23 protein-coding genes are annotated in these 26097 nt (G+C 59.9%); 10 read left to right on the plus strand and 13 right to left on the minus strand.

Features of this window, described 5'->3' with window-relative positions:
- Positions 1–123 precede the first annotated feature (123 nt).
- Positions 124–1662 carry a murein biosynthesis integral membrane protein MurJ gene (gene murJ, locus AC07N4_RS24310; protein WP_102621101.1) on the minus strand — a complete coding sequence of 513 codons (1539 nt, stop codon included), beginning with the start codon at positions 1660–1662 and terminating at the stop codon, positions 124–126.
- A gap of 252 nt (positions 1663–1914) precedes the next feature.
- Between murJ and rpsT the strand changes: the two genes are divergently transcribed.
- A complete protein-coding gene (rpsT, locus tag AC07N4_RS24315) occupies positions 1915–2187 on the plus strand; it encodes a 30S ribosomal protein S20 (RefSeq protein ID WP_003228351.1) in 273 nt (90 codons plus the stop codon).
- A gap of 116 nt (positions 2188–2303) precedes the next feature.
- On the opposite strand, the gene AC07N4_RS24320 is transcribed toward rpsT, so the two are convergent.
- From AC07N4_RS24320 to rplU, 5 genes are all read right to left on the minus strand, one after another.
- On the minus strand, positions 2304–2768 hold the full coding sequence (locus AC07N4_RS24320; RefSeq protein ID WP_102621102.1) for a CreA family protein: 465 nt from the start codon (positions 2766–2768) through the stop codon (positions 2304–2306).
- A gap of 11 nt (positions 2769–2779) precedes the next feature.
- Positions 2780–3898: a glutamate 5-kinase gene (gene proB / locus AC07N4_RS24325; RefSeq protein ID WP_102621103.1), complete on the minus strand. Its 1119-nt coding sequence runs from the start codon at positions 3896–3898 to the stop codon at positions 2780–2782.
- Positions 3899–4035: 137 nt separating this feature from the next.
- Positions 4036–5259 carry an Obg family GTPase CgtA gene (gene cgtA, locus AC07N4_RS24330; protein WP_096820862.1) on the minus strand — a complete coding sequence of 408 codons (1224 nt, stop codon included), beginning with the start codon at positions 5257–5259 and terminating at the stop codon, positions 4036–4038.
- 193 nt (positions 5260–5452) lie between these two features.
- The gene (gene rpmA / locus AC07N4_RS24335; protein WP_016773121.1) at positions 5453–5710 is read right to left on the minus strand and encodes a 50S ribosomal protein L27; all 258 of its coding nucleotides are present in this window, start codon (positions 5708–5710) and stop codon (positions 5453–5455) included.
- 34 nt (positions 5711–5744) lie between these two features.
- Positions 5745–6059, minus strand: coding sequence for a 50S ribosomal protein L21 (rplU, locus tag AC07N4_RS24340; RefSeq protein ID WP_007950961.1), 315 nt, complete (start codon positions 6057–6059; stop codon positions 5745–5747).
- 239 nt (positions 6060–6298) lie between these two features.
- Here rplU and AC07N4_RS24345 point away from each other — a divergent pair, with 239 nt between their 5' ends.
- The 3 genes from AC07N4_RS24345 (at position 6299) to AC07N4_RS24355 (ending at position 8199) form a co-directional block, all read left to right on the plus strand.
- Positions 6299–7267 (plus strand): polyprenyl synthetase family protein, encoded by a 969-nt coding sequence (locus AC07N4_RS24345; RefSeq protein WP_493066479.1) that lies wholly within the window; start codon positions 6299–6301, stop codon positions 7265–7267.
- 125 nt (positions 7268–7392) lie between these two features.
- Positions 7393–7734: a zinc ribbon domain-containing protein YjdM gene (locus AC07N4_RS24350; protein ID WP_007950963.1), complete on the plus strand. Its 342-nt coding sequence runs from the start codon at positions 7393–7395 to the stop codon at positions 7732–7734.
- A 207-nt stretch (positions 7735–7941) separates the two neighbouring features.
- On the plus strand, positions 7942–8199 hold the full coding sequence (locus AC07N4_RS24355; protein WP_039771721.1) for a PA4570 family protein: 258 nt from the start codon (positions 7942–7944) through the stop codon (positions 8197–8199).
- Positions 8200–8248: 49 nt separating this feature from the next.
- Here AC07N4_RS24355 and bamJ read toward each other — a convergent pair whose 3' ends face one another.
- The 3 genes from bamJ to AC07N4_RS24370 form a co-directional block, all read right to left on the minus strand.
- Complete coding sequence (gene bamJ / locus AC07N4_RS24360; protein WP_096820860.1) at positions 8249–8866, minus strand: BamJ family beta-barrel-assembly machinery protein; 618 nt, start codon at positions 8864–8866, stop codon at positions 8249–8251.
- Between the two features lie 126 nt (positions 8867–8992).
- Positions 8993–9298 (minus strand): DUF6482 family protein, encoded by a 306-nt coding sequence (locus AC07N4_RS24365; protein WP_096820859.1) that lies wholly within the window; start codon positions 9296–9298, stop codon positions 8993–8995.
- Positions 9299–9433: 135 nt separating this feature from the next.
- Positions 9434–9922 (minus strand): TIGR00645 family protein, encoded by a 489-nt coding sequence (locus tag AC07N4_RS24370; protein ID WP_096820858.1) that lies wholly within the window; start codon positions 9920–9922, stop codon positions 9434–9436.
- 162 nt (positions 9923–10084) lie between these two features.
- On the opposite strand from AC07N4_RS24370, the gene AC07N4_RS24375 reads away from it, so the two are divergent.
- Positions 10085–11914: a hypothetical protein gene (locus AC07N4_RS24375; RefSeq protein ID WP_493066478.1), complete on the plus strand. Its 1830-nt coding sequence runs from the start codon at positions 10085–10087 to the stop codon at positions 11912–11914.
- A 10-nt stretch (positions 11915–11924) separates the two neighbouring features.
- On the opposite strand, the gene AC07N4_RS24380 is transcribed toward AC07N4_RS24375, so the two are convergent.
- Both AC07N4_RS24380 and AC07N4_RS24385 read right to left on the minus strand, forming a co-directional pair.
- Positions 11925–12254, minus strand: coding sequence for a PA4575 family protein (locus AC07N4_RS24380; protein WP_085732860.1), 330 nt, complete (start codon positions 12252–12254; stop codon positions 11925–11927).
- Between the two features lie 242 nt (positions 12255–12496).
- Positions 12497–14935, minus strand: coding sequence for a Lon protease family protein (locus AC07N4_RS24385; RefSeq protein ID WP_096820856.1), 2439 nt, complete (start codon positions 14933–14935; stop codon positions 12497–12499).
- A gap of 321 nt (positions 14936–15256) precedes the next feature.
- Between AC07N4_RS24385 and AC07N4_RS24390 the strand changes: the two genes are divergently transcribed.
- The 4 genes from AC07N4_RS24390 to AC07N4_RS24405 all read left to right on the plus strand — a co-directional run bounded on the left by AC07N4_RS24390 (position 15257) and on the right by AC07N4_RS24405 (position 18700).
- The gene (locus AC07N4_RS24390) at positions 15257–15745 is read left to right on the plus strand and encodes a DUF3015 domain-containing protein (protein WP_025108775.1); all 489 of its coding nucleotides are present in this window, start codon (positions 15257–15259) and stop codon (positions 15743–15745) included.
- A gap of 95 nt (positions 15746–15840) precedes the next feature.
- Entirely contained in the window at positions 15841–17694 is a 1854-nt protein-coding gene (locus tag AC07N4_RS24395; protein WP_192559040.1) for an Lnb N-terminal periplasmic domain-containing protein, read from the plus strand.
- 84 nt (positions 17695–17778) lie between these two features.
- Positions 17779–18135, plus strand: a complete 357-nt coding sequence (locus tag AC07N4_RS24400; RefSeq protein WP_493066477.1) for a hypothetical protein — start codon at positions 17779–17781, stop codon at positions 18133–18135.
- A 70-nt stretch (positions 18136–18205) separates the two neighbouring features.
- Positions 18206–18700 (plus strand): GreA/GreB family elongation factor, encoded by a 495-nt coding sequence (locus AC07N4_RS24405; protein WP_096820853.1) that lies wholly within the window; start codon positions 18206–18208, stop codon positions 18698–18700.
- Here the strand turns inward: AC07N4_RS24405 and gdhA are convergent.
- Both gdhA and ettA read right to left on the minus strand, forming a co-directional pair.
- Complete coding sequence (gene gdhA, locus AC07N4_RS24410) at positions 18697–20034, minus strand: NADP-specific glutamate dehydrogenase (RefSeq protein WP_493066476.1); 1338 nt, start codon at positions 20032–20034, stop codon at positions 18697–18699. The genes AC07N4_RS24405 and gdhA overlap by 4 nt on opposite strands.
- A gap of 193 nt (positions 20035–20227) precedes the next feature.
- A complete protein-coding gene (ettA, locus tag AC07N4_RS24415; RefSeq protein WP_096820851.1) occupies positions 20228–21892 on the minus strand; it encodes an energy-dependent translational throttle protein EttA in 1665 nt (554 codons plus the stop codon).
- A gap of 286 nt (positions 21893–22178) precedes the next feature.
- Between ettA and AC07N4_RS24420 the strand changes: the two genes are divergently transcribed.
- Positions 22179–26027 (plus strand): bifunctional diguanylate cyclase/phosphodiesterase, encoded by a 3849-nt coding sequence (locus AC07N4_RS24420; RefSeq protein ID WP_102621108.1) that lies wholly within the window; start codon positions 22179–22181, stop codon positions 26025–26027.
- The last annotated feature ends 70 nt before the right edge of the window (positions 26028–26097 follow it).

The raw sequence follows: 26097 nt of genomic DNA on the forward strand, positions 1-26097 counted from the left end.
CTTCTTGCTCATAAAGTGGCCGATTATAACCACACCCGGCGGCAGACGACAGGCAACACCGTAACCCAAAGTGATCGAGCCGACAAAACTGCCGGCTCGCGCCCGTTTTTCAGGGGTAAAACCTCAGCTCAACGCCTTGCGATTGAAGTCGCGCAGGCGGAAACCGAGCAGCAGCAACATGCCGAAATACGCCACCACGCCGGCAACCACCAAGGCGCCCAGGCGCACGAAGCGTTCCAGCATGTGGCCCTGATCCCACGCGGGCATGAAATGCATGCCGATCAACAGCACCGCCGACATCACCGCCACGGCGACCACCAGCTTGAAACCGAACTTCAGCCAGCCCGGCTGCGGTTGATACATCTGCTGCTTGCGCAGTTGATAGAACAGCAGCCCGGCGTTCAGACAGGCGCCGGCGCTGATCGCCAACGCCAGCCCGGCGTGCGCCAGCGGACCGATCAGCACCAGGTTGAACAACTGCGTGACCACCAGGGTAAAGATTGCAATTTTTACCGGTGTGCGGATGTTCTGTTGCGCATAGAAGCCCGGCGCCAGCACTTTGATCACGATAATGCCGAGCAGACCGACAGAGTATGCAATCAACGCGCGCTGGGTCATGGCGGCGTCAAACCCGCTGAACTGGCCGTACTGGAACAGCGAAACCGTCAACGGCTCGGCCAGAATCCCCAGCGCCAAAGCACACGGCAACACCAGTACGAAGCACAGCCGCAGGCCCCAGTCGAGAATCCGCGAGTACTCGTGACGGTCCTTGCTGGCGTAGGTCTTGGCCAATGTCGGCAGCAGAATCGTGCCCAGCGCCACGCCCAGCACACCGGACGGCAATTCCATCAGGCGGTCGGCGTAGTACATCCACGACACCGAGCCCGCCACCAGGAACGAGGCAAAGATGGTGTTGATGATCAGGGAAATCTGGCTGACCGAGACACCGATGATCGCCGGCAACATCTGCTTCATCACCCGCCAGACACCGGTATCGCGCAGATTCAGGCGTGGCAGCACCAGCATGCCGATCTTTTTCAGGTGCGGTAGTTGATAGAGCAACTGCGCCAGACCGCCAACCAGCACCGCCCAGCCGAGCGCCATGACCGGTGGATCGAAGTACGGCGTCAGGAACAGCGAAAACACGATCATGCTGACGTTGAGCAGGGTCGGCACGAACGCCGGCACCGAGAAACGGTTCCAGGTATTGAGAATCGCACCCGCCAGAGAGGACAGGGAGATCAGCAATATATAGGGGAAGGTCACTCGCAGCAGGTCAGAGGTCAGCTGGAATTTTTCCGGTGTGTTGGCAAAACCGGGGGCGGTGGCCCAGATCACCCAGGGCGCGGCAATCATGCCCAGCGCCGTCACCAGCGCCAGAACCAGCGTCAGAAGTCCCGTCACATAGGCAATGAAGGTGCGGGTCGCCTCCTCGCCCTTCTGACTTTTGTACTCGGCAAGAATCGGCACAAACGCCTGGGAAAATGCACCCTCGGCGAAGATTCGCCGCAGCAGATTGGGCAGTTTGAAGGCGATAAAGAAGGCGTCTGTCGCCATTCCGGCGCCGAATGTACGCGCAATGAGCGTGTCGCGGACAAACCCGAGAATCCGGGAAAGCATCGTGATAGAGCTGACGGCGGCCAACGATTTGAGCAGATTCATTGAAGGAATTTGTGCCTGTCGATAAACAGCAGGCGAACAATGCGCCTACTTGTGCGATACTCCGCGCCGCAACAGCACAGAGCCAAAGCTCGCGAGTTTACAGGTCACACGCCGGAAAGAAATATCCCGTCGCACCACACCTACCACTTAGCGGAACGTTTCAAGCGCCCTTGACAAGACTTCAACTCATCGGCATGATTCGCGGCCTATTTTGTTTGCTATTTCCTAAAAAGTCTTTCGAGGAGCTCGACGGTGGCCAACTCACCTTCCGCCAAAAAACGTGCAAAACAGGCTGAGAAGCGTCGCAGCCACAACGCCAGCCTGCGTTCCATGGTTCGTACCTACATCAAGAATGTAGTTAAAGCCATCGACGCAAAAGACGCTGAAAAAGCTCAAGCTGCATACGTTCTGGCTGTGCCAGTTATCGACCGTATGGCCGATAAAGGCATCATCCACAAGAACAAGGCTGCTCGTCATAAGAGCCGTCTGAATGGCCACGTCAAGGCACTGAAAGAAGCTGCCTAAGCGACGTAGTCATTAAAAAACCGACCTCAGGGTCGGTTTTTTATTGCCTGCGATTTGCTGAAAACAACGCAAAAAAAAGAGGAGCCAACCGGCTCCCCTTTTTATTTACGTCCAAATTAATGGACTGGCGCCCACGGCAGAATCGGGATCGCTGTCACCGCATTCTGCGGACTACCCTCGATCAGGCGATCGCTATAGACCAGATAAACCAGCGTATTGCGCTTCTTGTCGAGGAAACGCACCACCTGCATGGTCTTGAACACCAGCGAAGTACGCTCCTTGAACACCTCTTCGCCATCCTTCAACTCACCCTTGAAGTTGATAGAACCCACCTGACGACAAGCAATGGACGCCTCGGCACGATCCTCGGCCAACCCCAAACCACCCTTCACGCCACCAGTCTTGGCGCGCGACAGATAACAGGTCACACCCTCGACTTTCGGATCATCGAACGCCTCGACCACAATCCGGTCGTTCGGCCCGACAAACTTGAACACCGTCGATACCTGGCCGATTTCCTCGGCCGAGGCCAGCAATGGCAACGCCATCAGCAAGCCCAACAATCCTTTTGCCATGCGCATTGCGCGTTTCCTCAAACAAGAATCAGGTTGTCACGGTGAACCAGTTCCGGCTCAGCCATGTAACCCAGCAAACCGACAATCGCATCTGACGACTGACCGATGATTTTTTGTGCTTCCAGCGCGCTGTAGTTGGCCAGGCCACGGGCGATTTCACGACCGTCCGGCGCCACGCAAACCACCATTTCGCCGCGACGGAAACTGCCCTGCACCAACTTGACGCCGACCGGCAGCAAGCTTTTGTTGCCTTGAGACAACGCGGACACCGCACCATCATCCAGCACCAGTGTGCCACGGGTTTGCAGATGCCCGGCCAGCCACTGCTTGCGCGCCGCCAGCATGCCGCGCTCAGGCGACAGCAGCGTACCAATGCGCTCGCCCGCCTTCAGACGATCAAGCACTCGCTCCAGACGCCCACCGACAATAATGGTGTGCGCCCCGGAACGGGCCGCCAGACGCGCCGCACGCAGCTTGGTCTGCATGCCACCACGACCCAACGCACCACCAGTGCCACCCGCCACCGCATCCAGGCTCGGATCATCGGCGCGCGCTTCGTAAATCAATTGCGCGTCGGGATTGTTGCGCGGATCGGCATCGAACATGCCGTCGCGATCCGTCAGGATCACCAGCAGATCAGCCTCGACCAGGTTGGCCACCAGCGCGGCGAGCGTGTCGTTGTCGCCGAAACGGATTTCGTCAGTGACCACAGTGTCGTTTTCGTTGATCACCGGGATGACCTTCAGCTCGACCAGCGCACGCAAAGTGCTGCGGGCGTTCAGGTAGCGCTTGCGATCGGACAGGTCGTCGTGAGTCAGGAGAATCTGCGCGGTGTGCCGGCCATGCTCGGCAAAGCTCGATTCCCAGGCCTGCACCAAGCCCATCTGACCGATTGCAGCAGCGGCCTGGAGCTCGTGCATCGCACTGGGTCGCGTGGTCCAGCCCAAACGGCTCATGCCGGCCGCCACCGCCCCGGAGGACACCAGCACCAACTCGACGCCAGCCTCATGCAAGGCCACCATCTGCTCGACCCAGACACCCATTGCCGCACGATCGAGCCCTTTGCCATCCGCTGTCAGCAAAGCGCTGCCGATCTTCACGACCCAACGCTGCGCACCCGTCACCTTGCTCCGCATCATCTTCAACCTTAGCTTGAGGGCAGCGCGACCTGGCACTGCCCATGACATTATTCGTGGTTATTCGTGACCAACGATCGATTTCCAGATACTAAAACGCCGCTCGATTGAGCGGCGCTTAAGTTTACTTCAACGAATCAGTCACGCACGTAAATGATTTCCGGACCGTCTTCGTCATCCACATCTTCTTCGTCCCAGTCATCGTCGCCGATATCGTGGACCGACTTCACGCCGCTGCGACGCAGGGCACGCTTGTCATCCAGCGCCTGCAACTGAGCACGGGCTTCGTCTTCGATGCGCTGATCGAGATCGGCCAGCTCTTCCTTGTAGGCCGGGTCATTGGCCAGGCGATCGGCACGATCTTCCATGTAACGCATGATGTCGTGGCAAAGACGCTCGGTACCCAGCTTGGAGATGGCCGAGATCACATAGACCGGACCGGTCCATTCCAGACGATCGACGATTTCCTTGACGCGAGCATCGTGCTCTTCTTCAAGGATCTGGTCGCACTTGTTCAGCACCAGCCAGCGATCACGCTCGGCCAGCGACGGGCTGAACTTGATCAGCTCGTTGACGATCACTTCAGCAGCATCCGGTGCGCTGGCATCATCCAGCGGCGCCATGTCCACGAGGTGCAGCAGCAGACGGGTACGCGCCAAGTGCTTGAGGAAACGGATACCGAGACCAGCACCGTCGGAAGCACCTTCGATCAGACCCGGAATGTCGGCGATGACGAAGCTTTTCCAGCGATCGACGCTGACCACACCCAGGTTTGGCACCAGCGTGGTGAACGGGTAATCGGCGACTTTCGGCTTGGCAGCCGATACCGAACGGATAAAGGTACTTTTACCGGCGTTCGGCAGGCCCAGCAGACCGACGTCGGCCAGAACCTTCATTTCCAGTTTCAGGTCGCGCTGCTCGCCCGGCTTGCCCGGCGTGGTCTGACGCGGCGCACGGTTGGTACTGGATTTGAAACGAGTGTTGCCCAGACCGTGCCAGCCGCCCTGAACCACCATCAGTTTCTGACCGGCCTTGGTCAGGTCACCGATGACTTCCTGGGTGGCGGAGTCAATCACCGTGGTGCCGACCGGCACGCGCAGGATCAAGTCTTCACCCTTCTTGCCGGTGCAGTCGGTGCTGCCGCCGTTGGAACCACGCTCGGCGTCGAAATGCCGGGTGTAGCGGTAGTCCACCAGGGTGTTCAGGTTTTCGTCGGCCATCATGAAGATGGAACCGCCATCACCGCCGTCACCGCCGTTCGGGCCACCGTTTTCAATGAATTTTTCCCGACGGAAACTCATGGCGCCATTGCCACCGTCGCCAGCTTTTACGCGAATCGATACTTCATCAACAAACTTCATAACCAACGCCTCTCGCCGTACGGACGAGCCGAAAAACAATCAAGACATAAGACTCTTGCAAAAATGAGCGCAGCGACCCCAATCCACGACCTGCATCGCACGCCGGCAGCCCATACAAACAGCTTTGCAAGAGACTCACCCCACAAACGAAAAAGCCCCGTCGCAAGACAGGGCTTCTCCAGCACTCTCGCAGTTAGGCTGCGATTACGCTCACGTAACGACGACCGAAGGCGCCTTTTACTTCAAACTTGATCACGCCTTCGATTTTCGCGAAGAGGGTGTGATCTTTACCCATGCCAACGCCGTAGCCAGCGTGGAATTGGGTGCCGCGCTGACGCACGATGATGTTGCCGGCCTTGATGACCTGGCCGCCATACATCTTCACGCCAAGGCGTTTGGCTTCTGAGTCGCGACCGTTACGGGTACTACCACCAGCTTTTTTGTGTGCCATGAGTCAATTCTCCTAGTGAGGAATTAGGCTGAAATTAAGCCTGAATACCGGTGATTTTGATCTCGGTGTACCACTGGCGGTGGCCCATACGCTTCATGTGGTGCTTACGACGACGGAACTTGATGATGCGAACTTTATCGTGACGACCTTGGGAGATCACTTCAGCCACAACGGTAGCGCCAGCAACAACTGGAGCGCCGATATTCACGTCGTCGCCATTGGCAACCAACAGAACGCGATCAAAAGTTACGGATTCGCCAGTAGCGACTTCCAGTTTTTCGATCTTCAGGTATTCACCTGGTGCAACTTTGTACTGCTTGCCACCAGTAACGATTACTGCATAAGACATGGTATTTCTCCGATAATCCTGCTCACCCAGCTCTTTATAAGAAGAGGTATTGGCTGGCATGGCTGCATTGGGCTGGAGGCCCGATTGCAATTGCGTAAGGCAGGTGCTGCCCAGGAAGTTCAGGGTGCGCGATTGTACGCAAGCTACAAGAGTCATGCAAGTGGCCGTCCATCGCGCCTTGACAGGCCCGGACGTGGGTCCTAGCATGCCGCGCAACCCTTCTGGAGCACCTGTCGCTGATGCAACCCCAAGCTTTCTACCGCGCGGTGGCGGACGATTTTAGCGCCGTCGACGGCATCATCAAGAAGCAGCTGACTTCCCGAGTGCCGCTGGTATCGAAAATCGGCGATTACATCACGTCGGCCGGCGGAAAACGCCTGCGTCCTTTATTGGTGCTGCTGTGTGGCAAGGCCCTGGGTCGCGAAGGCGACGACATGCGCCTGCTGGCCGCCACCATCGAATTCCTGCACACCGCCACCCTGCTGCATGACGACGTGGTCGACATGTCCGGCATGCGCCGTGGCCGTTCGACCGCCAACGCCATGTGGGGCAACGCCCCGAGCGTGCTGGTCGGCGATTTCCTGTACTCGCGCTCGTTCGAAATGATGGTCGAACTGGGTTCGATGCCGGTGATGAAGATCCTGTCCCAGGCCACGCGCATCATCGCCGAAGGCGAAGTGCTGCAGTTGTCCAAGGTTCGCGACGCAAGCACCACCGAAGAAACCTACATGGAAGTCATCCGCGGCAAGACCGCGATGCTTTTCGAAGCGTCGACCCACAGCGCCGCGGCACTGGCCGGTGCGACCGCCGAGCAGAGCGAAGCCCTGCGCACCTTCGGTGATCACCTGGGCGTGGCGTTCCAGCTGGTCGACGACCTGCTCGACTACAAGGGCGACGCCGAAACCCTGGGCAAGAACGTCGGTGACGATCTGGCCGAAGGCAAGCCGACCCTGCCGCTGATCTACACCATGCGCGAAGGCACGCCGGAGCAAGCCGCACTGGTACGCCAGGCGATCCAGAAAGGCGGAATCGAAGACCTGGAAAGCATCCGCATCGCCGTGGAAGCGTCCGGCTCTCTGGAATACACCGCACAACTGGCCCGTGACTATGTGGCCCGTGCGATCAAGTGCCTCGAAAAGCTGCCGGCCAGCGAATACCGCGATGCACTGGTTGAATTGAGCGAGTTCGCGGTCGCCCGCACGCACTGATCAACGCCTTGTCATCAAGAAACCGCAGCCTCCGTCGGAGCCTGCGGTTTTTTGTTGCCTGCCATCTGCGGCTAAAACCTTATACAATGTGCGACTTTTAACGACCCCCTCTCCAAGGAGCCTTAGTGAGCACGTTGCCACCCTGCCCGAAATGCAATTCCGAATACACCTACGAAGACGGCACCCAACTGGTGTGCCCGGAGTGCGCCCACGAGTGGTCTGCCGGCGGCGAAGCCGAAGTGGCGTCCGATGATGCCGTGAAGAAAGACTCGGTCGGCAACGTCCTGCAGGACGGTGACACCATCACCGTGATCAAAGACCTGAAGGTCAAAGGTACCTCGCTGGTGGTCAAGGTCGGCACCAAGGTCAAGAACATCCGCCTGTGTGACGGCGACCACGACATCGACTGCAAGATCGACGGCATCGGCCCGATGAAACTCAAATCCGAGTTCGTCAGAAAAGTCTGAATATGCTGTCCTCCATCCCGCGCCCGTCGTGGGATGGAGCTTCACCCTCCCCCGCTATCCTCAGCAAAAACACGCAATAGCCAAACGCCAGTCGTTTTGACCTTACGCAATCTTTACCCGCAAAAAATCACAAACCGCCAATAGACGCTTGCTATTTGACGAATAAGAATTATTCTCATTGAAACCCTTTCAATGGAGATGAGAACCATGACTTATTTGATCGACGCCTGGCTGGATCGCCCGCACCCGTACCTCAGGATTCTGCATCGGGAAACCGGTGAAGTCTGCGCGGTGCTGGAAGAAGAAGCCCTGCACGAGTTGCAGGATCAAGGGGATCTGGACGTCAGCGGCCTGAGTTCCAGTGAACCGTTGGTGCTCAAGGAGCTGGTGCGCAATCTGTTCCTGTTCTGCTATGCCCGGGCGTTGCGCCCGACCAGTGAGCTGCATCACAAGATCGAAGTATGAGAACGGCGGAGAAACCCTGCACAAGCCACGCTTGTGCAGGGTAACGGGATTACAGAACGTCGAGCAGCTCGACGTCGAACACCAGAACGCTGTGCGGCGGGATGCTGCCAACGCCTTGAGCGCCGTAAGCCAGTTCGCTCGGCACATACAGACGCCATTTGCTGCCGGCATTCATCAGTTGCAGGGCTTCGGTCCAGCCGGCGATTACGCCGCCAACCGGGAATTCAGCAGGCTGGCCACGCTCGTAGGAGCTGTCGAATACGGTGCCGTCGATCAGCGTGCCGTGGTAGTGAGTACGCACGGTGTCTTCACGGGATGGCTTGGCGCCTTCGCCCTGAGTCAGCACTTCGAATTGCAGACCGGAAGCCAGAGTGGTGATGCCGTCCTTCTTGGCGTTTTCAGCCAGGAACGCACGACCTTCGCCAGCGGCGGCTTCAGCCTTGGCAGCGGCTTCGGCTTGCATGATTTCGCGGATCACTTTGAAGCTGGCGGACAATTCGTCCTGACCCACACGGCTTGGCTTGCCGGCGAATGCGTCGGTCAGACCGGCCAGGATGGCGTCCAGGCTGACACCCGGTGGCGGGTTGTCGCGCAGCTGGTCACCCAACTGACGGCCGATACCGTAGCTGACGCGGGTTTCGTCGGTGGACAGATTTACTTCGGACATGACACTGCTCCGCTGTGCGGACGGCCTCAGGACATGCCGTGCGTGCACAGCGCGTCCCGGCGCGCCCGGAACCAAAAGGGCGAGCAGACTAGCACAGTTGTTCCGGCATTGATCAGACCCTCGGGCCTACAGTGCCGAGCGCCAGGCCAGCGGGACTTTCAGGCTTTCTTCACCGCTGGCGCCCAGACCGCACATTTCATCGTGCACCGAGGTGTGAACGAGATTGAACGGCAGCACCGGAAAGCTGTGGAGTACATCCCGCGCATGCTCCACCGAGCGCAGCATCAGCATCTTGCCCTGTGGATCACTCAGCGGGTACGCCGCGCCATGCATGCGCGCCTCGAGCAGATAGATGCCGCCCTCCATGGAGATCAGGTTCAACTCATCGACCTTCTTGGCGATGGCAAACGCATTCAATTCTTGCAGGTTCATGAACGCACCTCACGCAGTGGCGAGCCGGGACGCCTACAGGGATATGCTTCGGCGCTACAAAGCACAAGCCATAAACGACACCGCCCGTCTGTTTCGCAACAGACGGGCGGTTTTGTTACAGCGAACGACAACTCATCAGTGCTTGGTGAGCTTGTCCAGGTAACCCATGGCAAACGCCGAGATCACGAAAGTCATGTGGATGATCACGTACCACATCAGATGCTCGGGATCGACGTTCTTGGCATCCATGAAGATCCGCAGCAGATGGATCGAGGAAATCGCCACGATCGACGCCGCCACTTTCATCTTCAGCGACGAGGAGTCCATGGTGCCCAGCCAGCTGAGCTTCTCTTTGCCTTCGTCGATGTTCAGCTCGGACACGAAGTTCTCGTAGCCGGAAATCATCACCATCACCAGCAAACCGCCCACCAGCGCCATGTCGATCAGCGACAGCAGCACCAGAATCAGCTCGGACTCGGCCATGGAGAACACGTTGGGAATGACATGAAACACTTCCTGGAAGAATTTCAATGCCAGCGCCAGCAGCCCGAGAGACAGCCCGATATAGATCGGCGCCAGCAGCCAGCGCGAGGCGTACATTGCATTTTCGATAAAGCGTTCCATTGACTCTCACACAAGGGGGGTTGTAATCGGCGGCGAGTATACCAGTCCCCCATGACAGCCAGAAACCGCCCGGAAATCCGCTACCTGCGTGTGTGTGACAAAGTTTTTCTGCTAGTGTCCAAACCATTGACAGCCCAGCGACAGTGGACAGGACGACTGGAAATGGATGTGCGATTGCCGTTAACGACTGCCGGAATTTGCTTCGCCCTGATGATCGGCGGCTGCTCGCCCGGTGAGGAAAAACACCCGCTCAGCCTCGAAGAAAAGACTGCACAGTTCGAACAGTCCCTGGACGCGATCACCGACCCGAAACTCAAGGATGCCGTGACCGAACTTGGCGGCTCGTTACTGCTGCTGGAGCGCGCGCAGCAACGACTCGACAACAAACCGCCCAGAACCGAATACGGCGAAGACGCCCTCGGCGTGCTCAAGCATTACCCGACGCCTCAGGCGCTGGTCGACACCTTCATCAACGGCCTGTTCGTGCTGCACAAGGATGCCAGCTCCGATTACCTCACCGACCTGCAACCGGTGTTCCCCTTCAACCTCAACATTCCCGGCGGGTTCCTGTTCCCCCACGGCGTGGAATGGCAATCGGTGACGTTGAGCAACAAGCGGGTGATCGCCTACCAGCCGGAATGGTCGGAAACCGATCCGGGCATTCAGTTGAGCCCGTCCAGTTCCAACGTCACCAACCCCGATGACCTGACCGTGACCTACCCGTTCATCGAAGGCCTGGATGTCGACAAGAAAACCCGGCCGCGCCCCGTGAGCCTGCAAGGCCAGGTTGAAGTCATCGCCCCGAAACGCCTGCACAGTTTCGATCTGGGCAAAAAGGACATCGGCCAGACCCGAACTGACGCCAACCTCAGCGTGACCCTGCTGAAGCTGGAAAAGAACTACGCCGAAGTCGAGTTCAGCAACAGCCTGCCGCTCGCCCCGGAAGTCGCCAACACCCCGCTCAATCCGCTGATCGTCCAGGCCCGTGACACGACCGGCCAGTACCTGGTGCGCGCCGGCGCCATCAACGAGAGCCCCGAGCAGGTCGGCTTCTATCAAAAACAACTGGTGCACCTGCAACAGCAAAAAGCCTGGAGCGAAGCACTGGAAAAACAATTGAACGACGACCAGCACGCCTTCGAGCAACAGCATCCGCGCCGCTACAACAAGGTCTACTTCAACGGCCCGATCGATACCCTCGAAGTCAGCGTTCTGGACTTTTCCGAAGCCACCGTCACCCGCAAGCCACTGGACCTGCCGGTCCGCGAGTTCGACTCGCACACCACGGCGAAAACCGTGCAACCGCTGGATCTGGCGATCACCGTCTACGACGACCAGGCGCCCAACTGGCTCAAAGGTGCGTCACTGACCGAGGACGAGCTGAAAAAAAGCATCCATATCCGCCAGTCAGTGGAGGAGCCCAGTGCCGCGCGCATCGAGTTCGATCACCGCAAAACCTTCAATGACGAACTGCTGGGCGACGACCTGGCCCCCGGCGAAAGCCCGGTGACGTTCTTCACCGAAAAAACCAGCGGCAAACTCAACGAACCGATCGAACTGCCGGCCGAGGCCTATCAGGTGGACCCGCTGCAGGCGACCATCACCTATGACTTGAACCTGTTCCCGGAAACCCCGGCGATTGCCGTCGGCTCGATGCCGCTGTTTCTGGCCACGGTGGAGAAGCAGGCCTTCGAAGCCAAGGCGTTGCCCAAAGGCCTGGAAATCAGGAACAACGCACTGGTGGTGGATCTGAAACTGTTCCCGGCCAACGAATGGCGATTCTTCGTCAAGGACGACAGTGGCAACTACCTGAAACAGATTCTTTCGGTCAGCCACGACACGAGCGCAGAAGGCCCGGCGCTGTTCGGCGTGCATTATTTCTACGGCCGCCCGACGCACGTGGAAACCTATCAGCGAACCGACCTCGCCACCGTGCAGTACGGCTTTGAGGTCAAACTCGACAAGGCCCACACACAAGGTGCTGCGCCATGATCGGCGCTAGCTAGTGGTCAAAAACGCCGATGCTGCGCCCACGTCCACCGTTGATCTGCCGTAGCTGGGCTTGCAGGTGCAAGGACCAGATCTGCGGATCATTGGCCAGCTCGTAGCCGTGCATCGTCAGGCTTTCGACGATGGTATCGAGGATCGATTCGGCGGCGATCGGCCCATGAAACGGGCCCTGAGCCTTGATGGCGGAAGGTTGTTCACCGGCCATGCCGGCGGCGAAGAGCAATGTCCACATGCCGTTATCGCCGGCCAACGGCTTGATGGCGCATTCGATACGGGTCACAAGACCCAGGCACTGACGGGTAAGACAGAGGTTGCGCGACATGGCGGCGACCCTCGGTAAAGCCGGTGTTCAGCCCTTGCTGAAGGGCTGTTTCGATCCCGTGATACTGTCGATGTCCTTGAGCAGAGAATAGAAGAAAAGTCCGCCGCGCAAGCCGCACAGAACCAGAAGGCGCCGAATGGTCATTGTGTGAATATTGACGCCAGAGTGATGGCACTTTTGCCGACGTTCGCGACAAAACAAAATGGGAGCACAAGGCTCCCATTTTTTGACTGCAGCCTGACTTAAGCTGGTTTGGCCTCGGCCAGCGCCTCCTGCGCCAGTTCTTTCTCGGCTTCTTTCAGGTCTTCTTCGCTGATCATCTCGGCAATCACCCGCAGACGCTCCACCACCCGTGCGTTGACGCTACCTTCCGGGAATTCGCCCTCCTCGTTCGGCTCACCGGCAGGCTCACCCACCAACAGGCTCAACGCTTCGTCCGCCTGACGCACCGCGTAAACGTGGAACTGCCCTGCGCGCACCGCCGCCAACACCTTTTCATCAAGCATCAGCGTGGCCACGTTGGCTTGCGGAATGATCGCGCCCTGCTCGCCCGTCAGCCCGCGTGCTTCGCAGAGGCGGAAGAAGCCTTCGATCTTCTCGTTGACCCCGCCCACCGCCTGCACTTCACCGAACTGGTTGATCGAACCGGTGATCGCAAAGCATTGCTTGAGCGGGGTTTTCGACAAGGCCGAAATCAGCGTGCAGGCCTCGCCCAGGGACGCACTGTCGCCATCGACGTAGCCGTAGGATTGCTCCAGCGCGATGCTCGCGGAAATCGCCAGCGGGAATTCCTGGGCGTAACGGCTGCCCAGATACCCGGTGAGGATCATCACGCCCTTGGAGTGGATCGGCTGACCGAGGTTGACCTCGCGCTCGATGTCGACGATACCGCTGCCGCCCGGGTACACCGTGGCGGAAATCCGCGCCGGCACACCGAACGCCGAGTCGCCGACTTCGAGCACGGTCAGGCCGTTGCACTTGCCGACCGCTGCGCCATCGGTGTCGATCAGGATGATCCCCGCCAGCATGTCGTCGAGAATTCGCGCCGACACCCGGCCGGTGCGAGTGGCCTTGGCCTTCAGGGCGCGCTCGATGTGGCCGGCGTCGGTCATTTCATCGTTGGCCAGATGCCGAATGAAATCCGCCTCGCTGACCAGCTGGAACAGATCACCGATACGCGCCGACAAACGCCCTTGGTGCTCGGCCAGACGCGCACTGTAGGTCGCCAGACGCGCCACCGCGTCGGCGGTCAGCGGCGCCATGCCTTCTTCCGAAGTACGGGTTTTCAGCAACTGGGCGAACTGCTCCAGGCTTTCGTCGACCATCGGGATGTCTTCGTCGAAGTCCACCAGGACGCGGAACATCTCCTGGAAGTCAGGATCGAGGTCCTGCAACGTGTAGTACAGCGACCGCGCACCGATGATGATGACTTTGACATTCAACGGAATGAACTGCGGATTGAGCGTCACGGTGGCGAAACGGCCCATCTCGCCCAGTGGCGATTCCATTTTCAGCTTGCGCGATTGCAGGGCGCGCTTGAGCGCATCCCACACGAACGGCTCGCCGAGCATTTTTTCCGCTTCAAGGATCAGGAAACCACCGTTGGCGCGGTGCAGCGCACCCGGACGCAACTGGCGATACGTGGTGTAAAGCGCGCCCTGATCGGTGGTGTATTCGATACGACCGAACAGGTTTTCATACGTCGGATGCGGCTCGAACACCACCGGCGCACCGCCGCTGCTCGGATGCCCGACCACCAGGCTCGGCGCGTATTGCTCTTCCAGCAGCTTGCGTGCGACCGCATCGGTCTTGCTGTCATCGACCAGTTGCTCGACCACGGTTTTCAGCAGGTAAACCTGCACGGCTTGCAGGTAACCGCAGACCGCCGCATTTTCCGCGTACTTTTCCGACAGCGGCGAAAGCAATGGTTGCAGGGCCAACGTGATGGTTTCTTCGTTGAGCTGGCGCAGCTGGTTGCTCGACTCGCGCTTCCATTGCGGCAGGCTCGCGAGTTCTTCGTTCAAGCGTTCTTCGAGGCCGGAAATGTCCTCGTGAAAACGCTCGCGCTCGGCTTCCGGCAACTGGGCGAATTCGGCCTCGTCCAGCGCCTTGCCTTCGAGCATTGGCGTGAACGCGATGTTGCTGCTGTCGCGGTAAAGGGCGACGTCTTTTTCCAGGGCCAGACGCTCGATGATGTCCAGCGCCTTGTCGTAGCGCTGGTTGAAGGCGCGGTCGATGGCACTTTTCTTCTGCTGGTAGGACGGGTGTTCGAACACGGCGGGAAAAGTCGACAGCAAGTTGTCGATCAAGCCGTTGATGTCACCGATGAACGCAGCGGCAGTGCCCGACGGCAACTCCAGGGCGCGAGGTTCGCGCGGTTCATCGAAATTGTTGACGTAGACCCAGTCCGCCGGGGTCTGCAGGCGCTTGCCTTCGGCCTTCAGGTAGCGTTTGACGAACGAGAAACGGCCGGTGCCGGGCTCGCCCATGACGAATACGTTGTAACCGGGGCGTGGCATGGCCACACCGAACTGCAAGGCTTCGACCGCACGTTCCTGGCCAAGCACACCGCGAAAGGGCTCCAGATCATTGGTGGTAGTGAAGCTGAACTGTTCAGCGGAAAACGGACGGGTCAGCGCTTCGGGCGCTAGACGCAAGCTGGCAGCAACAGGATCAGGCATCGGGCTTCCTTAACAATCAGGCGGGGCAGATAGCGGCATTCTGGCGCTGCCCGTGCCCCACTGGCAAGGCGCGCCACACGACAAAGCATAGACAACCGGTCATCCCCGCGGCCGGGCCCATGGAACCGGGGTTTATTCCAAATATTGTGCAAAAAATCACGGAACCGCCGGAACGTGCCTAAACTCCAAACTGCGCGGCTGGAACTAATACCGGCCCACTGGCGCCACAAGGTCTGTACGAAAAATCGCCAAGCGGCGTTTTTCGGTAGAGAGCGGGGCCAGAACCCTGTCCATTGGTATGCACACAAAGAGAACAAAGCTATGAAACGGATTCTTCTCGGTACTCTCTTCACCGTTGTATCACTCAACGCCATGGCTCAGGCGCCAGGCGGTCCGGATTGCGGTTGGGGCAACATGCTGTTCGAAGGTCAGCGTGGCACCCCGGCTCACTTCCTGGCATCCACCACTAACGGCACCTCCGGCAACGCGACGTTCGGCATGACTTCCGGCACCAACGGTTGCTCCACCAACGCGTCGCTGACCTATGGCGGCAAATCCTGGTTTGCCATGAATGGCATGATGAACGAGCTGTCCGAAGACATGGCAAAAGGCAACGGCGAAGCGCTGACGACCTATGCCGTGGTACTGGGCGTGGCGCCGGAAGACCGTGCGCACTTCGCCGCCGTCACTCACGAGCACTTCCAGCAGATCTTCAGCAAGGCTGACGTGACCGCCGAAGACGTGCATACCAACACCCTGGCCGTCCTGAAAGCAGACCCTCGTCTGGCCAAGTACGCGACTCAGGCTTAAGCTCGACCCCACCCGCTTCTTTCGGGAAGCGGGTTTTGTTTTTTCGGCCCGCCCCTCCTTGGGTCTTTTGTTTTTTTCGACTTAAGTTGCCACCTATGCTCAAACGCCTTGCCTGGCTGGCGCTGTGTGTCTGCGCCCCGCTGTCCGCCGCGCCCCACATCGATCCTCAACGTTTGCAGCAACTGGCCAACGATCGCTTCTGGATTTCCCTCGGCCACTACGAAACCGCCAAACTCGGCGGCTGGCGCAGTTACGTCAGCGACAAGAAGTTCTTCCTCGCCCCCGACGGCAACGAGCACCCCGACCACGAACTGGCCGCCACCGTCCAGGCGCTGTACGCCCCGGCCAGTCTCGGCGAGCAACACGCGCAGTGCGTCTACCCGGCGCGCACGCGCTGGCTGAAAGATCAACTCAACCTGAGCGACCTGCCAACGCCGGACTGCACCGACTTCAAGAAATGGTTCAAGGACGTCTCGCCTCACAGCGCGGTGATGATTTTCCCGGCGGCCTACCTCAACAGCCCGTCGTCGATGTTCGGTCACACCCTGCTGCGCATCGACCAGGCTGACGTGCAAAGCGACAAGACCTCGCTGCTCAGCTACGCGATCAACTTCGGCGCCTACATCGAAGGTTCGGACAACAGCATCCTGTATGCCTGGAAAGGCCTGATGGGCGGATATCCGGGACTGTTCGCGCTGGTGCCCTATCAGGAAAAACTCTCGGAATACCGCAGCCTGGAAAACCGCGACCTGTGGGAATACCGGCTCAACCTGACGCAAGCCGAAACCGCACGGATGGTCGAGCATGTGTGGGAGTTGAAGCAGATCCAGTTCGATTACTTCTTTTTCGACGAAAACTGCTCCTATCGCCTGCTCGAACTGTTGCAGGTCGCGCGTCCGAGTCTGCGCCTGACCGAGCAATTCCCGCTGACCGCGATCCCCACCGACACGGTCAAAGCGGTGAAGGAAGCCGGACTGGTGGAGCACATCGAATACCGCCCGTCCCGCGAGCGTGAATTGCTCAGCCGCGCCGAGCCCCTGACCGGCGAAGAACAGGACCAGGTGCTGAAAGTCAGCGCCGACCAACAGCAATTACAGGATCCGGCCTTCAAGTCCCTGCCCCGCGACCGGCAGGCGCTGATCATCGACGCCGCGTATCGGCTGGAACGCTACCGCGCCAACGGCCAGGAGCGTGATCCACAGCGAGCGCAGCGCAGTTTCGAACTGCTGCGGGCAATCAACAAGAACCCGGCGCCGGAGCTGCAAATCCCGCAGCCGGGCCTGCCCGAGGACGGCCACGAATCCCGCACCTGGCAGGCCGGTCTCGGCACTCGCGGTGACCGCGCGTTCGGCGAGTACGGCTTGCGTATGGCCTACCACGATCTCAACGACAACGCCGAGAGTTTCCCCCTCGGCGCGCAGATCGAAATCCTGCAAATGAAGCTGCGCCAGTACGAAGGCAATCACTGGCAGTTCCAGCAGCTGGATCTGGCGACCATCCGCTCGCTGACACCACGCAATGCGCTGTTGCAGCCGCTGTCGTGGCAAGTTACCGGCGGTCTGGAGCGAGTGCCGGGCAAGCATGACGACGAAACCCTGGTCAGCCATGTCAACGGTGGCGGTGGCGGCACTTGGGCGCTGGGTGATGATGTACTGGGGTTTGCGCTCGGCACCGTACGTGTTGAACACAACAATGATTTCGCCGGGTTCGTTTCCCCCGCAGGCGGTTTCAATACCGGTGTGCTGTGGAAAAACCCGTTGGGCAATCTCAGTGTGGAGGCCAAGGGCGATTACTTCTTCAATGGCGAAGTGCGCCGCAGCCTGAGTCTGAACCAGCAATGGGAGTTATCCCGCAATCTCGGCCTGCGCCTCAGCGCCCAGCGTGAGTTCAGCCATCTGGCAACGCCGGAGACCGAAGTGATGCTTGAGGTGAAGTGGTATCACTACTGAGGTTTTGATCTTTCTTTCACGCCTCATCGACGAATCCGCTTCTAGACTTTCCCTATCAGCCGGATAACGGCGCAGGAGAGTGTGATGTGGCGGTGTGCGGGTTTTGTGGGCGTGTTGCTGTTGCTGGGTGGCTGTCAGAGCACCCACGAAGACCTGATCGCCAAGGGTTATCCACCGGCGTTCGCCGACGGTTTCGATGACGGTTGCATCAGCGGTCGTCAGGCGGCCGGTTCGATCAGCGGCGAGTTTCGCAAGAACGTGCCGCGCTACCTTAAGGACAAGCAATACTCCGAGGGCTGGAGCGACGGTTTCCGCCAATGTCAGGCAATGCTGGAAAACAAGGACCGCGAAGACTATCGCAACGAACATTGGGACGAGCGCGAACGGGCCTGGCAGCAACAGAAGGATCAGGGCGCCGCGCGGGCTTATCGCTCGCAGTAGGTCGTTTCCAGACATCCAGTGAAACTCATTGCCTGCGACCATGGCCCAACGGTTGTCACAGGAGGTCACCATGAGCCGTGCTTTCGTCAACGAAGACAATGCCGCCGCGCAGGCCGACCAGCCGGTCGAACGGCAGGTCAGCACCCAGCCCAATTACGTCACGCCACAGGGGCTTGCCCAGTTGCAGGCGAAAGTCGCCGAACTGCAAACCCTGCATGCTGAACAGGCGGCCATGGGCGAGCAGGCCGACAAACAGCGCCTGGCCGATCTCGAACGGGATTTACGTTATTTCAATCAGCGGGTCGGCAGCGCCCAGGTCGCGCTCGCCCCGACCTCGACCGACAAGGTGCAGATCGGCAGCTGGGTGACATACGCCGATGAACACGCCACCGAGCGCCGTGTGCAACTGGTCGGTGAAGATCAGGCCGATGCGGCCAACGGCCTGATCAACTGGGCCTCACCGCTGGGCCGCGCGCTGCTTGGCGCCCGGCTCAACGACGAAGTGCTGTGGCAGCGCCCGGCCGGCAATCAACTGATCGAAGTGATCCGCATCGATCTGCCTTAAACCACGCCTTGCGCCAGCATCGCGTCGGCGACTTTGACGAAGCCGGCGATGTTCGCGCCTTTGACGTAGTTGATCCGCCCGTTTTCCTCACCGTAATGCACGCAAGCGTGGTGGATCGACTGCATGATCGCGTGCAGCTTGCTGTCCACCTCGCCCGCCGTCCACAGCAGGCGCATGGCGTTCTGCGACATCTCCAGACCGCTGACCGCCACGCCGCCCGCGTTCGATGCCTTGCCCGGCGCGAACAGGATGCCGGCCTCGATAAAGATATCCACAGCCTCAAGGGTGGTCGGCATGTTCGCGCCTTCGGCCACACACACGCAGCCGTTGCGCAACAAGGTGCGGGCGGCTTCGGCGTCGAGTTCGTTCTGGGTGGCGCATGGCAGTGCGATGTCGCACGGCAACGACCATGGCAACTGACTGGCGCGGAACTCCAGGCCGAATGCCGCCGCCAGTTCGCTGATCCGCCCACGCTTGACGTTCTTCAGTTCCAGCAGCGCCAGCCACTGTTCTTCGCTCAGGCCTGCCTCGCAGTACAGCGTGCCTTCGGAGTCGGACAGGGAAATCACTTTGCCGCCCAGATCCATCACTTTGCGAGCCGCATATTGCGCGACGTTACCGGAACCGGAGATCGCCACGCGCTTGCCTTCGACGGTCTGCTCGCGGCGCTTGAGCATTTCTTCAGCGAAATACACGCAACCGAAACCGGTGGCTTCCGGGCGGATCAGGCTGCCGCCGTAGGTCATGCCCTTGCCGGTCAGCACGCTGGTGAACTGGTTGCTCAGGCGTTTGTACTGGCCGAACAGGAAACCGATCTCCCGTGCGCCGACACCGATATCACCGGCCGGCACGTCCACGTCGGCTCCGATGTGGCGGTACAGCTCGCTCATGAACGCCTGGCAGAAACGCATGACTTCGGCGTCGCTCTTGCCCTTCGGGTCGAAGTCCGAACCGCCCTTGCCGCCGCCCATGGGCAACGAGGTCAGGGAGTTCTTGAAGGTCTGTTCGAAGGCGAGGAATTTCAGCACGCCCATATTCACCGAAGGATGGAAGCGCAAACCGCCCTTGTACGGGCCGATGGCGCTGTTCATCTGGATGCGGAATCCGCGATTGACCTGCACCTTGCCCTGATCGTCGACCCACGACACGCGGAACACCACCGCCCGCTCCGGCTCGCAGATGCGCTCCAGAATTCCCGAGGTCAGATAGTGCGGATGGGCTTCGAGAAACGGCCACAGGCTGCGCAGGACCTCTTCCACGGCCTGGTGGAATTCGGGTTGATCCGGATCGCGTTTTTTCAGACGGGCGAGGAAGGATTCGACGGATTCGATCATGGGAAAAGTCTCGGCAAATTTGTTGTCGTTGGAAGAGATTGAGCCGGACTGTAACAAACGATATGTACACAGCAACAGACAAAAATGTCGCATTTATGAAAACAAATAGTACACACGCTATAAATCAGTCTGAATTTCAGGCAAAAAAAAGCGGAACCCGAAGGCTCCGCTTTTTCATGCAACCAACCTGTGATCAGGCCAGTTTCTTGTGGCGTACCCGGTGTGGCTGGGCCGCTGCTTCGCCGAGACGCTTTTTGCGATCGGCTTCGTACTCGGTGTAGTTGCCTTCGAAGAACACCGCTTGCGAGTCGTCTTCGTACGCCAGGATGTGCGTCGCGACGCGGTCAAGGAACCACCGATCGTGAGAGATCACAATGGCAGCGCCCGGGAAGTCCAGCAGGGCTTCTTCCAGGGAACGCAGGGTTTCAACGTCGAGGTCGTTGGACGGTTCGTCGAGCAGCAGGACGTTGCCGCCCTCCTTCAGGGTCAGCGCCAGGTGCAGACGACCGCGCTCACCACCGGACAGGTCCTTGACGAACTTCTGCTGATCGCCGCCCTTGAAGTTGAAGCGACCGACGTAGGTACGCGACGGGATCTCGTAGTTGCCGATGCGGATCTGGTCGGAACCGTCGGAGATCTGCTGGAACACGGTCTTGCTGCCGTCGAGGTCTTCGCGGCTCTGGTCCACACAGGCCAGTTGCACGGTTTCGCCGACTTCGATGGTGCCGGAATCCGGGGTTTCCTTGCCCATCAGCATGCGGAACAGGGTCGATTTACCGGCACCGTTACCACCGATCACGCCGACGATGGCGCCTTTCGGCATCGAGAACGACAGGTTGTCGATCAGTACGCGATCGCCGTAGCCCTTGGTGACGTTCTTGAATTCGATGACCTTGTCGCCCAGGCGCGGACCGGCCGGGATGTAGATCTCGTTGGTTTCCGAACGCTTCTGGAATTCCTGCGATTGCATTTCTTCGAAGCGCTGCAGACGAGCCTTGGATTTCGACTGGCGGGCCTTGGCGCCTTTGCGCACCCACTCCAGTTCTTCCTTCATGGCTTTTTCGTGAGCCGATTGCTGCTTGGATTCGGCCGCCAGACGATCGGACTTGGCTTCCAGCCAGCCCGAGTAGTTGCCTTCGTACGGAATGCCCGCGCCGCGGTCGAGTTCCAGAATCCAGCCAGCAACGTTGTCCAGGAAGTAACGGTCGTGCGTGATCGCGACCACGGTGCCCGGGAAGTCGTGCAGGAAGTGTTCGAGCCACGCAACGGAGTCGGCGTCCAGGTGGTTGGTCGGTTCGTCGAGCAGCAGCATGTCCGGGGCGGACAGCAGCAGACGGCACAGGGCCACACGACGTTTTTCACCACCGGACAGGTGTTCCACTTTCGCGTCCCAGGCCGGCAGACGCAGCGCATCGGCGGCGACTTCCAGCTGGCGCTCCAGGTTGTGACCGTCGCTGGCCTGCAGGATCGCTTCGAGCTTGGCCTGTTCGGCGGCCAGCTTGTCGAAGTCGGCGTCCGGGTCGGCGTAGGCCGCGTAGACCTCGTCCAGGCGGGCCTGGGCGTCCTTGATCACGCTGACCGCTTCCTCGACCACTTCACGCACGGTCTTGGTCGGATCGAGTTGCGGCTCTTGCGGCAGATAACCGATGTTCAGTTCCGGCATCGGGCGCGCTTCGCCTTCGAATTCGGTGTCGACGCCGGCCATGATTTTCAGCAGCGTGGACTTACCCGAACCGTTGAGGCCGAGTACGCCGATCTTGGCGCCCGGGAAGAAGGACAGAGAAATGTTTTTCAGGATTTCCCGCTTCGGCGGAACAACTTTGCCCAGCCGATGCATGGTGAAGACGTATTGAGCCATGGAGAACCTTGGGTCAGTGACAGATGAATGATTGGAGCGCAGGCGATGCCCGGCCAGACCATGCGCGTCGTTCACTTGATGGTGATCAATGCGTGCGCGCTGAAAAAAGTCTGATTCTAGGAGCTGGAACGCTCCCGCGTAACCGGCAAAGCTACCTGAATGACCGGTGGCAGTCCAGCCGAGCGGGGCTGGCACTTCGCCACAACTCAAGGCATGCTAGCCGCCCTTTGGGCGTCCGGCTTATAGTGCACGTCGCGCCAGTCCAGCCAAACCGCAGGATTACAGCTTGTCCAATGTCACTCCGCCTACTTCTGTGAGCAGCACCCCACCGGCGCCCGGCTCGTCCCTGCGTGGGACATTGAAAGGCGCGCTGGCGACTTTGGTGCTGTTGCTGCTGGCGTTGCTGTTCTGGCAACTGCTCGATCAACTGCGTGAAACCCAGAAAAACCAGCGCCAGTACACCATCGACTACACCGCCGATCTCGCTTCGCAAGTCAGCCTCAACATGTCGCTGAACGCGCAGATCGCACTCAATCTGCTACCGATCGTCGAACAGCCGCAGTCCACCGACGATCAGCAGGCGTTGCTGCGCAAGTTGCAGCAATCGCTGCCGGACCTGCGTAGCCTGGCGTTGCTCAGCCCCTCCGGAAAAATCCTCAGCGACAGCGCCACTGACAGCCAGGACGCCGACTACCTCAGCGATCTGGTCCGCCGCAGCCACGCCCAGGCCCATTATTTCAGCAATGCCGACGACGGCTCGGTGGTGCATCTGCTGCTGCATCAGGCCAGCGGCAGCACCCGCGGCTATTGGGCACTGCGCCTGACCCCGACCTTCTTTGCCTCGCTGACCAAACAGGGTGACAGCGGCATCCGCCCTTTGTGGCTGGTGGAAAACCGCATCAACCATCAGATCATCAGTCGCGACGAAGCCCTGCCCTCTACCAAGACCAGCACCCTGACGCCCGACGATCTGGCCAACAGCGTGCTGACCGTGCCGCTGAGCAGCAGCGACTGGCAACTGCGCGGACTGTTCGATCGGCAACATGTACTGGAAGAATTGCTGCCCGCGTTCATCGGCAAATGCCTGCTGGGTCTGGCGTTCTCGCTGTTGCCATTTATCGCGTTGCTCAACATGCGCCGCCGCCAGCGTCAGGTACATGAAGGACGTCGTCGTTATCAGGATATTTTCGAAGGCACTGGTGTGGCCCTGTGCGTGCTCGATCTTTCGGGGCTCAAGCAGGTTTTCGAAAAGGCCCAGATCCAGACCAGCGACCAGCTCAAGGCCTGGCTCGACCAACCGCAACAGCGCCAGCAACTGCTCCAGGAGCTGCGGGTCACCGAGGTCAACCAGGTGGCGCTGCAACTGCTCAACGTCAATTCCTGCGACCACGCCTGGCAACTGCTGATCGACGGTCATCCGCACAGCCAGTGCGCCATCGGTAATCAAGTGCTCGATGCCGTGCTCCAGCAGCAAAAGCAGCTGGAACTGGAAATCAAACTGCCGGACATCAACGGCCGCGACCAGCACCTGTGGCTGGTGCTGCGCCTGCCGCAGGAACAGCACGACTACAAGGCTGTGATCCTGAGCATCAACGACATCACCAGCCGCAAGCTGATCGAACTGTCACTGCTGGAACGCGAAGGCTTCTGGTCGGACGTGGTGCGCACCGTGCCGGATCACCTGTACGTGCAGGATGTGATCAGTCAGCGGATGATTTTCAGCAACCACCACCTCGGCCAGACCCTCGGTTACAACCGTACCGAGCTGCATCAGATGGGCGAGTACTTCTGGGAAATCCTCCTGCACCCGGAAGACGCCGACTATTACCACCGCTCGCGGCAGATGCAGCGTCACGCCGGTTACAGCCAGTTGCTGCAATGCCAGTTGCGCTTCCGTCACCGCGACGGCAAGTGGCGGCGTTTCGATATCCGCGAACAGGCGCTGGCCCGGGACAAGCACGATCAGGTCACGCGGATCATCGGCGTGGCCAAGGACATCACCGAACAGATCGAAGCCAGCGAATCCCTGCGCGACAGCGAGCAGCGCTACCGGATGCTCGCCGAAAGCATCAGCGACGTGATCTTCTCCACCGACAGCAAGCTGTCGCTCAACTACGTCAGCCCGTCGGTGCAAGCGGTGCTCGGTTACGACGCCGAATGGATTTTCCAGAATGGCTGGCAGTCGACCATCGCCAACCCGCAGCAACTGAGCGGCATCTATCACCTGATGGACCGGGTCAGCAAAGCCCTGGACAAGCCCGAACAACTGGCAATCCTGCGCAGTCAGGTACAGACCCAGATGTTCCTGTTCGACTGCCTGCGCGCCGATGGCCGCAAGATCCCGATCGAACTGCGCCTGGTGCTGGTGTGGGACGAGCACGGCGCCTTCGAAGGCGTGCTCGGGGTCGGTCGCGACATCAGCCAGCAGCGCCGTGCCGAGAAAGACCTGCGCATGGCGGCCACGGTATTCGAGCATTCGACTTCGGCGATCCTGATCACCGACCCGGCCGGTTACATCGTCCAGGCCAACGAAGCATTCAGTCGTGTCAGCGGCTACGCGGTGAGCGAAGTGCTCGACCAGTTGCCGAACATGCTCACCGTCGACGAACAGCAGGACGCGCACCTGCGCTACGTGCTCAAGCAGTTGCATCAGCACAGCACCTGGGAAGGCGAAGTCTGGCTCAAGCGCCGCAATGGCGAGCATTACCCGGCGTGGGTCGGCATCACTGCGGTGCTCGATGACGAAGGCGACTTGGCCAGCTATGTGTGCTTCTTCAGCGACATCAGCGAGCGCAAGGCCAGCGAGCAGCGGATTCACCGCCTCGCCTACTACGACGCCCTGACCCATCTGCCGAACCGCACGCTGTTCCAGGATCGCCTGCACACCGCGCTGCAATCGGCCGACCGGCAGAAGTCGTGGGTGGTGCTGATGTTCCTCGATCTCGACCGCTTCAAACCGATCAACGACTCCCTCGGCCACGCCGCCGGCGACCGCATGCTCAAGGACATGGCCACCCGGCTGCTGGCCTGCGTCGACGATGACGACACCGTGGCGCGGATGGGCGGCGACGAATTCACTTTGCTGCTGCAACACCGCTCCAGCCGCGAGATGGCGCTGAACCGTGCGATCCATGTGGCCGAGCAGATTCTTGGCAGCCTGGTGCGACCGTTCGTGCTGGAGGGTCGCGAGTTCTTCGTCACCGCCAGTATCGGCATCGCCCTGAGCCCGCAGGACGGCAACGAACTCAGTCAGCTGATGAAGAACGCCGACACCGCGATGTACCACGCCAAGGAGCGCGGCAAAAACAACTTCCAGTTCTATCAGGCCGACATGAACGCCAGTGCGCTGGAGCGTCTGGAACTGGAAAGCGACCTGCGCCACGCCCTCGAGCAAAACGAATTCGTGCTGTATTACCAGCCGCAGTTCAGCGGCGACGGCAAACGACTGACCGGCGCCGAAGCCCTGCTGCGCTGGCGTCACCCGCGTCGCGGGCTGGTACCGCCGGGGGATTTCATTCCGGTGCTCGAAGAACTCGGGCTGGTGGTGGACGTCGGCGACTGGGTGATCAGCGAAGCCTGCCGTCAGCTCAAGACCTGGCACCAAAGCCGCGTGCGCGTGCCGAAAGTCTCGGTGAACATTTCCGCCCGGCAGTTCTCCGACGGCCAACTCGGCACGCGGATCGCCACCATCCTCAAGGAAACCGGCCTGCCGCCGGCGTGCCTGGAGCTGGAGCTGACCGAAAGTATCCTGATGCGCGAAGTCAGCGAGGCGATGCAGATTCTTGCCGGCCTGAAGAACCTCGGCCTGAGCATCGCGGTCGACGACTTCGGCACCGGTTACTCGTCGCTGAACTACCTCAAGCAATTCCCGATCGACGTGCTGAAGATCGACCGCACCTTCGTCGACGGCCTGCCCTCCGGCGAACAGGACGCGCAGATTGCCCGGGCGATCATCGCCATGGCCCACAGCCTCAATCTGGCGGTGATCGCCGAGGGTGTGGAAACCCACGAGCAGCTGGACTTCCTGCGCGAGCATGGTTGCGACGAGGTTCAGGGTTATCTGTTCGGGCGGCCGATGCCGGCCACCCGCTTCGAGGCGCAGTTCAGCAATGACGCGTTGTTCATGTTCGACTGAAGATCGGCGGCGCGGTCTTCGCGAGCGAGCTCGCTTCCACAGGGATTGATGTCGATCACACAATCGTGGG

The organism is Pseudomonas sp. GW821-FHT09E04 (assembly GCF_059416185.1).